Source organism: Spirillospora sp. NPDC127506 (assembly GCF_040302145.1).
Classification (GTDB): Bacteria; Actinomycetota; Actinomycetes; order Streptosporangiales; family Streptosporangiaceae; genus Spirillospora.
This window is the reverse complement of the sequence record NZ_JBEORG010000004.1, coordinates 169672-183684: the sequence shown is the minus strand read 5'-3', so window position 1 is coordinate 183684 and position 14013 is coordinate 169672. Positions and strand designations below refer to the sequence as shown.

Sequence of the window (14013 nt, the reverse complement as noted above, 5' to 3'; positions counted from 1 at the left end):
GGTCTTTACGGTGGCGCGTGACTGGCGTCACAGAAGAGGAGGGCGGTCGTGTCCGTCGATAAGAACGCCGCCGGCACCGTCTATGAACGGTTCCAGGGCACCGCGGAGTTCCAAGATCTCCGCCGCAGATTCCGCCGATTCGCATTCCCCATGACCGCCGCGTTCCTCAGCTGGTACCTGCTCTACGTCGTGCTGTCCGGGTGGGCGCGCGGCTTCATGGGGACCGAGCTGTTCGGCTCGATCAACATCGCCCTGGTCTTCGGGTTGCTGCAGTTCGTCTCGACGTTCGGCATCGCGTACCTGTACTCGCGGCACGCCGAGCGGCGGCTCGACCCGGCCGCCGACAAGCTGCGCGCCGAGATCGTCGCCGAGACGGCCCCGGCGGCGCGGACCGCGGAGGACGCCCGATGAGCCACGAGGCCCTGTCGATCAGCCTGTTCGTCGTGTTCGTGGCGGCCACCCTCGCGATCACCGTGTGGGCGAGCCGCAACACCAAGAACGCCACCGACTTCTACGCCGGCGGGCGGTCGTTCTCCGGCCCGCAGAACGGCCTCGCGATCGGCGGCGACTACATGTCCGCCGCGTCGTTCCTCGGCATCGCCGGGCTCATCGCCCTGTACGGCTACGACGGCTTCCTGTACTCGATCGGGTTCCTCGTCGCCTGGCTCGTCGCGCTGCTGCTCGTCGCCGAGCTGCTGCGGAACTCCGGCCGGTTCACGATGGCGGACGTGCTGGCGTTCCGGATGAGCCCGCGGCCCGTGCGGACCGCCGCCGGCGTGTCCACCATCGTCGTGTCGATCTTCTACCTGCTGGCGCAGATGGTCGGCGCGGGCGCGCTCGTCTCGCTGCTGTTCGGCTTCACCAGCGATTTCGCCAAGGGCGCGACGATCGCGCTGGTCGGCGTCCTGATGATCATCTACGTGGTGTTCGGCGGGATGAAGGGCACCACCTGGGTGCAGATCGTCAAGGCCGTCCTGCTGATGACCGGCGCGGCCCTGATCACCCTGCTGGTGCTCGGCAAGTTCGGCTTCAACCTCTCCTCGCTGCTGAACGACGCCGCCGAGCAGAGCGGCAAGGGCGACAAGTTCCTGCAGCCCGGCCAGCGCTACGCCACCGAGGACTCCGGCCTCACCGGCAAGCTCGACCTGATCAGCCTGGGCCTCGCGCTCGTCCTCGGCACCGCCGGGCTGCCGCACATCCTGATCCGCTTCTACACCGTCCCGACCGCCCGCGACGCCCGCAAGTCCGTCATGTGGGGCATCGGGCTCATCGGGGTCTTCTACCTGTTCACCCTGGTGCTCGGCTTCGGCGCCGCCGCCCTGGTCGGATCGGAGGAGATCCGCAAGGTCAACTCGGCCGGGAACACCGCGGCACCGCAGCTCGCCGAACGCATCGGCGAGATCGTCTTCGGCTCGGCCGGCGGCACGATCCTGCTCGCGGTCATCGCCGCGGTCGCGTTCGCCACCATCCTCGCGGTCGTGGCGGGCCTCACCCTCGCCTCGTCCTCGTCCTTCGCCCACGACCTGTACGCGCACGTGTTCCGCAGGGGCAAGGCCACCGAGGGGGACGAGGTCCGCGTCGCCCGCATCTCCGCGCTGGTGATCGGGGCCGTCTCCATCGTCCTCGGCATCTACGCCCAGCGCCTCAACGTCGCGTTCCTCGTCGCCCTCGCGTTCGCGGTGGCGGCGTCCGGGAACCTGCCCGCGATCCTCTACAGCCTGTTCTGGAAGAGGTTCAACACGGCCGGCGCGACCTCCGCCATCTACGGCGGCCTCGGCGCCGCGATCTTCTTCGTGGCGTTCTCCCCGGTCGTGTCCGGCGACGAGAAGGCCCTGTTCACCGACCACGACTGGAGCTGGTTCCCGCTCAGCAACCCCGGCATCCTCTCCATCCCGATCGGCTTCCTGTGCGGCTTCCTCGGGACCGTCCTGAGCAAGGAGTACAACGCCGCCAAGTACGCCGAGATCGAGGTCCGCTCCCTCACCGGCGCGGGCGCCGAGGCGGCCGTGAAGGACTGACCCCCGACCCGCCGCGCGGGCGACCGTCGCCCGGTCTCGCGCGGCCCGCGGCCCCGTCCCGAATCAACGCCCCCGGGACGGGGCCGCTCCATGCCCACTTGCGGAGTCGCGTCAGTCCTCGCGGATCGTCTTGGCCACGCCCGCCGCGAACAGCGCGGCGAACATCCAGCCCAGCACCTGGAAGATCCAGCCCGCGGCGACGATCAGCTGCTCGACCTTCGACGACGCGATGATGTTGCAGCGGACGCGCGTCGTGGTGTTGATCAGCGGCACCGACAGCTCGATACCGAGGCCGACCTGGTCCACGAGCGTGCAGCGCTCGGCGGCCGCCTGCGCCCCGGCCCCGCCCGGATGAGCGGTGGCGGACGCCTTGACCTGGTTGCTGTACACCGGGGTGAGGCGGACGGCGTCGGTCGTGGCGGCCGAGACGACGACCATGGCGATCGCCGCGACGGTGGTCAGCGCGAGCCCGGCCAGCGGTCGTGACATCCGGTACCCGTAGCCGACCGTGATCTTCAGTGCCCGCAGCCGGAACTTCTCGAACGGCGGGATGTCGTTGCCCGAGGCCAGCAGATGGTCCTGCTGGGCGATGAGCACCCGGCGCGCGTCCTCCTCGCGCCCGGCGGCCTTGTAGACATCGGCGAGCTGCCGGTACGGCTGCGCCGCATAGGGGACCCGAGCGCGCAGGAAAGCGATCCACTCCCGGCGGTCCATCGCCTCGGGCAGGTCGATCGCGTATTTGAGCCCGTCGAGGTTCACCTTGTCCGCGCTGCCGGCCCGGAGGAAGTCCGGCTTGAGGTAGAGGGCCTTGTGCAGCGTGGCGAAGCGCAGGTCAAGGCTGCATTGGTTGCCGCTGTGGCTGGCCATGACGCCGCCGTGGCACTTGAGGCTCCCCTCGACATGGGCTCCGAGCAGCCGTACCACCCCTTCCGGATCGCTGCCGATGGCCCGCATGTTCCTGAGGAAGGCGTCGCCGCCCACCCTGATATTGTCGGCGGCCAGCGCGCCCGCCTGCGCGCTGCTGATCTTTGCTTTGTCCAGGCTGAGCTCGCCGCTGATCACCGCCCCCTTCAGCACCAGGACGCTGACGCCGTCGCGTGCGGCGGGCTCGTCGCCGAGCATGCTCGCGGCCTTGACCGCCTGGAACAGCGCACTGCCGCCGACCCGGACGCGCTCGGCGGTCAAGGCGGGCCCGCGTTCCGCTTCGAGCCTGGCGCCGATGAGGTCGAGGTCTCCCGAGATTTGCGCTCCGATGAGCCGGACCGCGTCCTCGGCCGCCCGTGCGCAGAACTCTGAGTCCGCGCGCGCCGCCTGTGTGCGGAGCTCGGTGCGCAGCAGCAGGTCCCCGTCGGCACGGAAGCCGTCGGCCTCCAGCGCGGATCTCTCCGCCGACACCAACCGGGCTCCGGTGAAATCGGTCTGCCCTCCGATCCGCGCCCCGCTCAGCCGCACGGTGCCGGCGCATTCGACGAACCTGGCGTCCAGCCCGTTGTCGATCCGGACGCCGGCCGCTTCCATGCCGACCAGCTTGGATTTGGCCAGCACCAGCCGCGGCAGATGGGCGAAGCTCAGTTCGAGCACCTCACGAAAAACGCAGCCGACCAGGAAAAGGTTGACCTCGCATTCGAGGCCGTTCAGGCTCAGGCGGCCCTCGATGATCACGCCTTCGAGGCTTACCAGCGGCGGGTGGAGGCGTTTCACATCGGGGTCCGTGAGTAAACCGCGCAGAACCCCGGCTCTTATCGTCCGTTCGGAGGCGGGGACGCCCATAGCGGGGGCGAAGGGAGTGACATGTCCGCTTTTGAGATGTTCGAGTAGTTCCTTTTCGATCTTGTTATGCCAGCTCACCATGATCGCGACTCTAAACTAGACTTCTGTTCATTAGGTGCTGATCCTGAAGTCTGGTACGTTTCCCTTCCATCCTGTCCCGATCGGCGCCGCTGTATCGCGCGGCGCCGGGCTACCGCAGGCAAGGGTGCCGTTGACGCAGCTGTCTTATCGGAACTGGCCCGGTCTGACCTCCCCTTCGCATTATGTTCACGTTGATCACCAAGACCTCGCGGCGGTGCAGGTCGGCCTCCGCCGGGAGGAGGCCCGTCTCGGCGAGGTCGTGGCCTCGCGGGAGGCGCTCCTGGCCGCCTGCGTGCAGGAGCCCTTCGGCGCCTGGTATACGGCCCGCTACCTGAGCTGGCTCGACCGGGCGGTTTGCTCGATCTTCGTACGCGGCGTCCACGCGACCCGGTACAACCTGCGGGAGTTCGGCGGGCGGCTGGCGCCCGTCTCCGTGCACTACCGCGAGGCGGAGGACCTGATCGTCCGCCTGCTGGACCAGCGCGACCAGATCAACGGCTGGGAGATCAACGTGCGCTCGCCCGGCTCGAACTGGTCCCGGACGGATCGGGCCTATGACACGCCTCCCCGGCCTTATCCCCGGCCTGAGATCAACCCCGCGCGCAGCGTACACGGGGACCTTGCGATTCCCCATGTGCCCCTGCATCCGGAGATCATCGAAGCCTATCCGGCGTGGCAGCTCGCCGAGTGGCTTAAATCACTCAAAGCGGGGCGGGTCTGGGATGCGCACCTGGCGGGCGCCGAACATATTTCGGTCGTGACCAAAACCCTCGAAGAATTTCGCGCATTCCTCTACAGGCAGGCCCAGTTGCTGGAGAGGGGATGGTCCGACCGAGCCTCTCCACTAGCGCAGGCAAAGCTCCAACGCATCGATGCCACGATCGGAAGTTCCGTCGATTTCGGCGAAGCGGCGGCGGGCCTGAGGCAGCGGCTGAGCCGGATGCTGGAAGACATCTTCGCCTCGATGCATTCCCGCGACTTATCGCCAGGCCGGTTCGCCGACCAGCAGCTCGTGTCGCTATTTCGCGTGATCAACGAGAACTACCGGTACGCCATCGAATGGTATCCGCGTTCCTGGGCCTTCGACCTTCCCTTCGGAGGCATCGAGCCGCCCGGCGCCCAGGCTCCCGATGCGCAGCCTCCCGCGCCGCAACTCCCGCCGTCAGGGCCGCCGCCGGTCGTCCCCGCACGGGAGGGGCCTGCGGGCGGCCGGTCCAGCCCGTTCGCATCGCTGGGGTACGGAGATGTGCCACCGGTGATCGGAGAGTCCCGGGGCCGATGAAGGCTGCGCAGGGGACGGTTGACGTGTGGTTGCCGGTCGGGGGTGAGTCTTTTCCACTGCCGGGAGCGGGGTTTGGGTGGGTCGCCGTGCGCAAGATCTAGCGTGGCAGGTGCACGGTGGGCGGACGCGGTCCGGCGGGAGGTACGGCATGGGGTATGGGAGGTCGGCCAAGCGGGGGGTGGTGCTGGTCGGCGGGGGTGCGGTGCTGGTGACCGGGGTCGCCCTGCTCGTCCTGCCCGGTCCCGGGTTGCTGCTCGTGCTGGCCGGGCTGCTGATCCTCGCGCGTGAGTTCCCGGCCGTGGACCGGTATGTCGAGCCGGTCCGGCATCGTGCGATCCAGGCGGCCGAGGAGAGCGTGACCTCCTGGTGGCGGCTGACCGGGTCGATCCTGACGGGGCTGGGGCTGATCGCGGCGGGCGTCGCCTGGGGGCTGGTGCCCGTCCTGCCGTTCTCCGGGTGGAGCACGGGGTCGGGGCTCATCCTGTCCGGATTCATCCTCTTCGGACTTCTCTACTGGAGCTATCTCCGGGTCAAGAGCCGCCGCTGACGCTTCGTGGCATCACCGCCAGGACGGCCCGCATCTGCGCCGGGGTTCCGGCGCAGGGCCGTGCTGATCATCGCGGGGGGCGCCGGCGTTCGGATCCGCCTGGTCGGCGATGTTCCTGCGCGCCGCCTGACCGCCGGCGTCCGGATGCGGTCATCCTTGTGCCCAAATGCTTCCGAAAAGGTGCGCTCGATTTGATCCGCGGCCCGGGTATCACCGTGCAATGGGTATGGGCATTGTTCTTCGACTTCTCGTGGCCGCCGGACTCGCGGCCGACGCCATCGTGCACTGGCGGTTCGCGCCGGACATGGCCCCCGGGCCGAACACTCCGGACGACGTCATCCCCGGGGACGACCTGTTCCGCGCGCAGGCCATCGCGGCGGCCGTGGCCGCCGTCCTGGTCCTGGTGTGGGCGCGAAGATGGACGTACGCGATCGCGTTCATCGTCGCGGCGAGCGCCGCCGGCGCCGTCCTGCTGTACTACTTCGTCGACTTCGGGCAGCTCGGCCCGATCCCGCGCATGTACGACCCGCAGTGGTACTCCGACAAGACGATCAGTTTCACCGGGGAGGCGGTGGCGACGATCGCCGCGCTCATCGGCTTCTTCACCGCCGGCCGGAAGGAGCCCGCGGAATCGCACTCCACCAGGACGCCCGTGGGGTAGGAGCCGCCGGGCACCTCTCCGGGCGGCGGCCGGCGACGGGGCCCGGCATGGCCGCGGCGGGCCCGCGCGGGTCGGCGAACCTCACCGGCCGACCCGTTCCGGGGCGGGCTCGCCGTGCGCGTCCGCATCGCGGCGGCGCTCGCGCCGCCCGGCCGCCCCGAAGGAGGAACGCCATGAAGGTGCGCATCGACTCTGGACGCTGCCAGGGCCACGGCCGCTGCTACGACCTCGCGCCCGAGATCTTCGGCGAGGACGACGAGGGCTACGGGACGGTCCTCGGCGCCGGCGTCGTCCCGGAAGGCCGGGAGCACGAGGCCCGGCTCGCCGTCGCGAACTGCCCGGAGCGCGCGATCACCGTGGAGGAGGGCTGAGGCATGGCCGCCGACGACCGGTTCACCGGGGCGCGGGACACCACGCCGCTCGGCACCCGCAACGAGGTCATCACCGGGCCGGTCGCCGACTGGGCGACCGACTTCTCCCACCTGGAACCGGAATGGGCGGCCGACCCGTACCCGATCCAGGACGACCTGCGGCGGCGGTGCCCGGTCGCGCGGACCGAGCGGTTCGGCGGCGGCTGGCTGCCGGTCCGCTACGAGGACGTCGCCGCGATCGCCTACGACACCGAGCGCTTCACGTCCCGGTCGGTGGTGATGAGCAACTACCGGCCGCCCGCGGACCTCGCCCCGGTGGGCGTCACGCCGCCGATCTCGTCCGACCCGCCGTTCCACCACGACGCGCGCAAGCTGCTGCTGCCGGCGTTCAAGAAGTCGGCCGTCCAGAAGCTGGAGGCGGGCACCAGGGCGTTCTGCCACGAGCTCGTCGACTCCTTCGAGGGCCGGGACGTCGTGGACGCCGCGCACGACTACGCCCAGCACATCCCGATGCGGGTCATCGCCGACATGCTGGGCTTCCCGCCGGAGGACGGGCCGAGGTTCCGCGAGTTCGTCGAGAACACCCTCGAAGGCGTCAACCTGCCCCCGGACGAGCGCATCGCCCGCATGGACAAGCTGTTCGAGTACCTGTACGAGCAGATCCGCGACCATGTCGACGACCCCCGCGACGACCTCACCACGTACCTGATCAACGCCGAGCTGTACGGGCGGAAGCTCGACGCGTCCCACGTGTCCGGGACGATGGCGCTCCTCCTGATCGCCGGCATCGACACGACGTGGAGCGCGATCGGCGCCTCGCTGTGGCATCTGGCGAAGACCCCGTCCGACCGCGAGCGCCTCGTCGCCGACCCGTCCCTCCTGCCGACGGCGATGGAGGAGTTCCTCCGCGCCTACGCGCCGGTCACCATGGCGCGGCTGGTGAAGGAGGACATGCACTGGCGCGGCGTCGACATGAAGGCCGACGACTGGGTCCTGCTGTCCTTCCCGGCGGCCAACCGCGACCCGGCGCAGTTCGACCGAGCGGACGAGGTCGTCATCGGCCGGGAGGTCAACCGCCACGCCGCCTTCGGCCTCGGCATCCACCGCTGCCTCGGCTCGCACCTGGCCCGCATGGAGCTCCGGGTGGCCTTGGAGGTCTGGCTGGAACGCGTCCCCGTCTTCACCTTGGCGGACCCGTCGGCGGTGACATGGGCCGCGGGCCAGGTCCGCGGCCCCCGCACCCTTCCCCTCCGCGTCGAGCGCTGATCACCAGGGGATGGGGCCGTCGTCGTCGAAGAAGCCGCCGGTCGGGCCGTCGTCGGGGAGCCGGGCGAGGCGGATTGCGATCGCCGCGCCCTGCTCGGGGGTGCGGACGCCGCGGAAGCCGTTGAGGTCCGTCGCGCAGAAGCCGGGGCAGCCGGCGTTGATCAGGATGCCGGTGTCCTTCAGCTCCTTGGCGTACTGGACGGTGACCGCGTTGAGGAACGACTTCGACGGCGCGTAGGCCGCCGAGATCGGGCCCGTCTCGGCGCCGGGCTCGCTCTGCCGCGTGATGGAGCCGACGGTGCTCGACATGTTCACGATCCGCGGGGACGCCGAGCGGCGCAGCAGCGGCAGCATCGCGTTGGTGACGCGGATGACGCCGATCACGTTGGTCTCCACGACCGTCCGCATGGTCCCCGGGGCGACCTTCGTCGGCTCCTGCGGCATGCCGCCGGTGACTCCGGCGTTGTTGACGAGCACGTCGAGGCGCCCGCCGCGCTCCTCGAGCAGCGCCGCCGCCGCGGCCGCGCTCGCGTCGTCGGTCACGTCCAGCGGGACGCCGAACGCGTCGGCGCCGCCCGCGCGCAGCTTCGCCACGGCGGCCTCGCGCCGCCCGTCGTCCCGGGCGCCGACGCCGACGCTCCAGCCGAGGGCGCCGAGCCCGGCGGCGATCTCGTACCCGATTCCCTTGTTCGCGCCGGTGACCAGCGCGATCGTCTGTTCGCTCATGCCTTCATCCTGTGCGCGCCGCGGGCCCCGCCTCCAACACCGTTCGGGTGGCCGGTGATACCTCCCGGGTATCGTGGCGGGCATGGAGACGCGGGAGCTGCGGTACTTCGTCGCCGTCGCCGAGGAGCTGCACTTCGGGCGGGCCGCCGAGCGGCTCGGCATCGCGCAGCCGCCCCTCTCGCGGGCGATCAAGCAGCTGGAGCGGCGCCTCGGGGTGACCCTGCTCGAACGCACCAACCGGGCCGTCGCGCTGACGGAGGCCGGGGGGGTGCTCCTGCGCGAGGGGCGGGCGGCTCTGAACGCGGTCGCGGCCGCCGAGCGGCGCACCCGCCGCGCCGCCCGTGCCGAGCCCCGCCTCGTCCTGGTCACGAAGGCCGTCGCGTCCAGCGAGCTGCTGTCGAAGCTGCTCGACGCGTACGCCGCCGAACCCGGCGCGATCGCCGTCGACGTGCTGCTGTGCGGGCCCGGCGAGCAGGAGCGGCTGCTGCGCGACGGGCGGGCCGACGTGGCGCTGCTGCACCTGCCGTTCGACTCGACCGCCGGGCTCGACACCGAGGAGCTGCGCACGGAGGACCAGGTGGCGCTGCTGCCCTCGGGGCACCCCCTCGCCGCCCGGACCCACCTGCGGATGGCCGACGTCACCGATCTCCCCGGCCTGCCGCTGCCGCGCTGGCCGGACGCCGACGGCGCCTACCCGGACGGTCCCGGCCCGCAGGTGCGCGACCACGCGCAGCTGCTGCAGCTCATCGCGCTCGGCCGCGCCGCGGCGGTCCTCCCCGAGTCGTGCCGGGCGTACCTGCGCGACGGCCTCGCCGCCGTCCCGGTCCTGGACGCGCCGAAGGTGACGACGGTGATCGCCTGGCCGCCGCACAGCCGCTCCCGGGCCCTGGCCGCCCTGATCCGGACCGCCACCGCCCTCTAGATCGTCCCCGCGGCGGGAATGCGGCGGCAGAGCCTTCCGGTTGATCTGGCGCGGAAGGGAAGGTGACGCCGATGACGTCCTCATCGACCACCATGCGGGCGGTCCGCCTCTCCGGCCCGGGCCCGGTGGACGACCTGCGGCCGGCCACGCTCCCGCTCCCGCCCGTCCGGGACGGCTGGGTGCGCGTCCGCGTCGAGGCGTTCGGCGTCAACCGCTCGGAGCTGAAGCTGCGGCTGGGGGTGAGCGAGGGCGTCACCTTCCCCCGGGTGCCGGGCATCGAGGCCGCCGGAACCGTCGACGCGGCGCCCGCCGGCAGCGGGCTCGCCGCCGGTCAGAAGGTCGTCGCGATGATGGGGGACATGGGCCGCACCTACGACGGCGGCTACGCCGAGTACACGTCGGTGCCGCTGTCGCAGGTCATCCCGGTCGACACCGAGTTGCCCTGGGAGGTGCTGGGCGCGCTGCCGGAGATGGTGCAGACCGCCTACGGCTCCCTGACCACGGGCCTGGACCTGCAGCCAGGTCAGACCGTCCTGATCCGCGGCGGCACCTCCTCGGTGGGCCTGGCCGCCGCCGCGCTGGCCGCCTGGCGCGGCGCCACGGTGCTGGCCACCACGCGCCGGGCCGGCCGCCTCGCCTTCCTGGCGGACCGCGGCATCGACCACCCCCTGCTCGACACCGGCGAGGTCGCGCCCGCCGTACGCGAACTCTTCCCGGACGGTGTCGACGCCGCACTCGATCTCGTCGGGACGCCCACCCTGCCCGACACCCTGCGCGCGGTGCGCGTGCACGGCACGGCCTGCTTCGCCGGCAGCCTCTCCAATCAGTGGACGGTGCGGGACTTCTCACCGAACGAGTACATCCCGAGGGGCGTGCGCCTGGCGGGCTACTTCGGCGACGTCGACGACCTGCCCCGGGACGTCTTCCAGGAGATCCTCGACGCGGTCGCGGCGGGCCGCCTCGCCTTTCCCGTCGACCGCGTCTACGACGGCCTGGAGCAGGTGAGGCAGGCCCACGACGACATGGAGCACAACCGCGCGACCGGCAAGCTCGTCGTCCGCGTCCGGCACTAGAACGGCGGAGCCGGGGCCGCGGGGTCCGTGGTCGTCCCGCGGCCGTGGCTCCGCCGGGCGGCCTAGCGGGGGAGGCGGGCGGCCAGCCGCGGCAGGATGCGGAGGGCGTTGGTCCGGGTGATGGCGCGGTGCGCGCGGTGGTCGATCGCCGGGTCGCGGTCGAGGTCACGGGTGTTGAGGGCGACCTCGGGGGCCGTGTTGGCGGGCCAGTCGGTGCCGAACAGGACGCGGTCCGCGCCGACGGCGCTGAGCAGGGTCGGGCTGGCGTAAGGGGAGGTCGGCAGGGCCGTGTCGTAGTGGAAGCGGCGGAGTGCCGACCGCATGTTCCCCGGGTACGGGCCGTCGTCCTCCCGGTGCGAGCGCTCGGCGCGGCCCGCCATGTACGGCAGGAAGCCGCCGCCGTGGGACAGGACGACCGACACGCGGCGGTGGCGGTCGAGGGTGCCGGCGGCGATGAGGCTGAGCGCGGTGCGGACGGTGTCGAGCAGGTAGTCGGCGAGCCAGTCCCCGACCTGCGGCGCCTCCACGATCCCCTTGGGGGCGACCGGGTGGACGAACACGACCGAGCGGCGCCGGTCGAGTTCGGCGAACAGCGGCTCGAACATCGGGTCGCCGAGGTAGCGGCCGTCGGCGGAGGTGTTGAGGAGGACGCCGTCCGCGCCGAGGTCGTCCAGCGCGTGGGCGGCCTGCGCGACGGCCAGGTCCGGGTGGAGCATCGCCACGTTGGCGAAGAAGCCGAACCGGGTCGGGTGGTCGCGCGCGAGCTCGGCGAGCGACTCGTTGCACACCTGGACGCCCGAGGCGGCCGCCGCCCGGTCGAGGAAGACCTCGGCGGGCACCGGGGCGGACGCCACGCCCGCGGCGATGCCGTTGGCGTCCATGGTCCGCAGCGTGCTCGACAGGGTCCACTGGGCCCAGGACGGCCCGCCCGTCTCGGGGATCAGTCCCTGCTCGACCGCCCAGCGCCGCATGGCGGGCGGGACGGCGTGGTGGTGGGTGTCGATCCTGCCGCGCGACGTCTTGGGGGCGGCCGGGGCGGCCGCGGCGCTCCGTGGCACGGCGACCGTCGCTGCGGCGGCGGCCAGGCCGGACAGCTGAAGGGCGCGCCGGCGGGTCATGTCGGGCATGGGTGTTCTCCCTCTGCTCGTTGCGCCGCCCACGCTACTCTCACTAGAGAAAGTCTCAGATGAGACTATATCAGGACGCCCTACCATGAGGCCATGCTGGACGACCTGCTCGAACGGATCCTGGCCGAGGAGGGCGACGCCGCCGCGCGGCACGTGGGGCTCGGCATGCTGCTGGCCGCCGCGCACGGCCGGAGCCGCGCCGCGATGAACGACGAGCTGCGCCCGCTGGGCATCGACGTGCGCGAGTTCACGATGCTGGTCGCCCTGGACATGTACGGGCCGTCCAGCCAGCGGCGCCTCATCGACCTGACCGGCATCGACAAGTCCACGATGGTGCGCATCGTCGACGAGCTGGAACGCGGCGGGCTGGTCCGGCGCGAGCGGGTGCCGGAGGACAGGCGCGCGCACTCCATCACGCTGACCGCCGAGGGCCGCCGGACGCTGGAGAGCGGGCGGCGCGCCGGCGCCGAGGTGGGCGAGCGGCTCTTCGGCCGGCTCCGGCCGGACGAACGCGACCGGCTGGTCGCCCTGCTCCGCCGCCTGGCCGAGCCCGCACCCCGCTAGCAAAGCCACGGTTTACTGGAACGGCTGACTCGTGTGCGGTCTTCGTTTACGCTCTCCCCATGCATGATCATGTCGTGCGCGTTTCGGCCGTGCTGCTCGCCGGCGCCGTCGCGTTCACCGCGCCGGCCGTCCCCGCACGGGCGGCCGCGCCGGGCGACCTGCGAAGCGACCTGCGGAGCGACCTCGACGCGATCCTCGCCGACCCGCGGCTCGACGGCGCCGCAGTCGGCGCGGTGGTGCGCGACGCGCGGACCGGCGCGGTGCGGTACTCGCGCGGGGCCGCCGCGCCGGTGCTGCCGGCCTCGAACCTGAAGATCTACACCTCCAGCGCGGCGCTGTCGCTGCTCGGGACGGGGTACCGGTTCCGCACGAGCGTGCACGCCGGAAAGGTGTCCGGTCCGTCGGTGAAGGGGGACCTGTACCTGAAGGGCACCGGCGACCCGACGATGCGCGCCGCCGACTACGACCGGCTCGCCGCCCAGGTCGCCGCGAAGGGCATCCGCCGGGTGGAGGGCGACCTGGTCGCGGACGACACCTGGTTCGACGACGTCCGGACGCCGTCCCACTGGGACCCCACCGACTTGCAGTACTACTACGCGGCGCCCATCTCCGCGCTCAACGTCGCGCCGAACGACGACTTCGACACCGGCTCGGTCAGCGTGTCGGTCACGCCCGGCGAGAAGGGGGAGCCCGTCCGGGTCGGGCTCGCCCCGGCCACGGACGTCCTCAAGATCGACAACAGGGCGGTCACGGGACGGCCGGGCTCGTCGTCCACGCTGTCGATCGACCGGGCCAACGGCAGCGACACCCTCGTGGTGACAGGTTCCTATCCGGCGGGCGCCACGACCTTCACCACCCTGCGCACGGTGCGGAAGCCGACGATGTACGCGGCGGACGTGTTCCGCAAGGCGCTGCGCGCCCACGGCGTCCAGGTGAAGGGCACGACCGGGCGCGGCCGGACGCCCGCACGGGCGGCGCGGATCGCCTCCCGCGAGTCCATGCCGCTGTCCCGCCTGATGGTGCCGTTCCTCAAGCTGAGCAACAACATGATCGCCGAGATCCTGGTCAAGGCGATCGGCCGCAAGGCGAAGGGCGAGGGCAGCTGGGACGCCGGGCTCCCGGTCATCGAGCGGTACGCCCGCTCCCTCGGCGTCCCGTCCGCGCGGCTGGAGATGGCCGACGGGTCCGGGCTGTCGCGGCTCGACCGCACGACCGCCGGGGACGTGAGCACCGCGCTCGGCCGGGTGCGGAAGGCGCGCTGGTTCCCGGTCTGGTACCGGGCGTTGCCGGTCGCCGGCGACCCCGACCGCATGGTGGGCGGCACGCTGACGTCGCGGATGCGCGGTACGCCCGCCGCCGGGAACGTCCACGCGAAGACGGGCACGCTGACCGGCGCCACGGCCCTGTCGGGCTACGTGACCGACAAGGCCGGGCGCCGGCTGGTCTTCTCGGTGATCCTCAACGGCTACGCGGGCGGCGCGCCCAAGGACATCGAGGACAGGATCGCGGTCCGCCTCGCCGGCGGCACGTCCTCGTCCGTACTGCGGACCAGGACCACGCAGGCGGGCCCGCAGGTGGAGTGCTCCTGGATCAAGCGCTGCTGAC

Annotated in this window: 14 protein-coding genes; 11 read left to right on the top strand and 3 right to left on the bottom strand. The window is 71.7% G+C overall.

Annotated features, from left to right (window positions below):
* Window positions 1-48 precede the first annotated feature (48 nt).
* The gene (locus tag ABTW95_RS06705; RefSeq protein ID WP_396446803.1) at window positions 49-411 is read left to right on the top strand and encodes a DUF485 domain-containing protein; all 363 of its coding nucleotides are present in this window, start codon (window positions 49-51) and stop codon (window positions 409-411) included.
* The gene (locus tag ABTW95_RS06700; protein WP_396446802.1) at window positions 408-2018 is read left to right on the top strand and encodes a monocarboxylic acid transporter; all 1611 of its coding nucleotides are present in this window, start codon (window positions 408-410) and stop codon (window positions 2016-2018) included. The genes ABTW95_RS06705 and ABTW95_RS06700 overlap by 4 nt, the downstream gene beginning before the upstream one ends.
* A gap of 111 nt (window positions 2019-2129) precedes the next feature.
* Here ABTW95_RS06700 and ABTW95_RS06695 read toward each other — a convergent pair whose 3' ends face one another.
* Entirely contained in the window at window positions 2130-3869 is a 1740-nt protein-coding gene (locus ABTW95_RS06695) for a hypothetical protein (protein ID WP_396449036.1), read from the bottom strand.
* Between the two features lie 34 nt (window positions 3870-3903).
* On the opposite strand from ABTW95_RS06695, the gene ABTW95_RS06690 reads away from it, so the two are divergent.
* The 5 genes from ABTW95_RS06690 to ABTW95_RS06670 all read left to right on the top strand — a co-directional run bounded on the left by ABTW95_RS06690 (window position 3904) and on the right by ABTW95_RS06670 (window position 7996).
* Window positions 3904-5151, top strand: a complete 1248-nt coding sequence (locus tag ABTW95_RS06690; RefSeq protein WP_500225274.1) for a hypothetical protein — start codon at window positions 3904-3906, stop codon at window positions 5149-5151.
* Between the two features lie 148 nt (window positions 5152-5299).
* Window positions 5300-5698 (top strand): PGPGW domain-containing protein, encoded by a 399-nt coding sequence (locus ABTW95_RS06685; protein WP_500225272.1) that lies wholly within the window; start codon window positions 5300-5302, stop codon window positions 5696-5698.
* A 226-nt stretch (window positions 5699-5924) separates the two neighbouring features.
* Entirely contained in the window at window positions 5925-6359 is a 435-nt protein-coding gene (locus tag ABTW95_RS06680; RefSeq protein ID WP_396449033.1) for a hypothetical protein, read from the top strand.
* A 173-nt stretch (window positions 6360-6532) separates the two neighbouring features.
* Window positions 6533-6730: a ferredoxin gene (locus ABTW95_RS06675; RefSeq protein WP_396449032.1), complete on the top strand. Its 198-nt coding sequence runs from the start codon at window positions 6533-6535 to the stop codon at window positions 6728-6730.
* A gap of 3 nt (window positions 6731-6733) precedes the next feature.
* Entirely contained in the window at window positions 6734-7996 is a 1263-nt protein-coding gene (locus tag ABTW95_RS06670) for a cytochrome P450 (RefSeq protein ID WP_500225270.1), read from the top strand.
* Here the strand turns inward: ABTW95_RS06670 and ABTW95_RS06665 are convergent, their stop codons facing one another.
* Window positions 7997-8722, bottom strand: coding sequence for an SDR family oxidoreductase (locus ABTW95_RS06665; protein WP_500225268.1), 726 nt, complete (start codon window positions 8720-8722; stop codon window positions 7997-7999).
* 82 nt (window positions 8723-8804) lie between these two features.
* On the opposite strand from ABTW95_RS06665, the gene ABTW95_RS06660 reads away from it, so the two are divergent.
* Together ABTW95_RS06660 and ABTW95_RS06655 are read left to right on the top strand one after the other, a co-directional pair.
* Window positions 8805-9644 carry a LysR family transcriptional regulator gene (locus ABTW95_RS06660; RefSeq protein ID WP_500225266.1) on the top strand — a complete coding sequence of 280 codons (840 nt, stop codon included), beginning with the start codon at window positions 8805-8807 and terminating at the stop codon, window positions 9642-9644.
* A gap of 71 nt (window positions 9645-9715) precedes the next feature.
* Entirely contained in the window at window positions 9716-10717 is a 1002-nt protein-coding gene (locus tag ABTW95_RS06655) for a zinc-binding dehydrogenase (protein ID WP_396449028.1), read from the top strand.
* A gap of 62 nt (window positions 10718-10779) precedes the next feature.
* Here the strand turns inward: ABTW95_RS06655 and ABTW95_RS06650 are convergent, their stop codons facing one another.
* A complete protein-coding gene (locus ABTW95_RS06650) occupies window positions 10780-11844 on the bottom strand; it encodes an amidohydrolase family protein (protein WP_396449027.1) in 1065 nt (354 codons plus the stop codon).
* Window positions 11845-11937: 93 nt separating this feature from the next.
* On the opposite strand from ABTW95_RS06650, the gene ABTW95_RS06645 reads away from it, so the two are divergent.
* The gene (locus ABTW95_RS06645) at window positions 11938-12408 is read left to right on the top strand and encodes a MarR family winged helix-turn-helix transcriptional regulator (protein WP_396449026.1); all 471 of its coding nucleotides are present in this window, start codon (window positions 11938-11940) and stop codon (window positions 12406-12408) included.
* 59 nt (window positions 12409-12467) lie between these two features.
* On the top strand, window positions 12468-14012 hold the full coding sequence (gene dacB, locus ABTW95_RS06640) for a D-alanyl-D-alanine carboxypeptidase/D-alanyl-D-alanine endopeptidase (RefSeq protein ID WP_500225265.1): 1545 nt from the start codon (window positions 12468-12470) through the stop codon (window positions 14010-14012).
* Window position 14013: the final 1 nt, after the last annotated feature.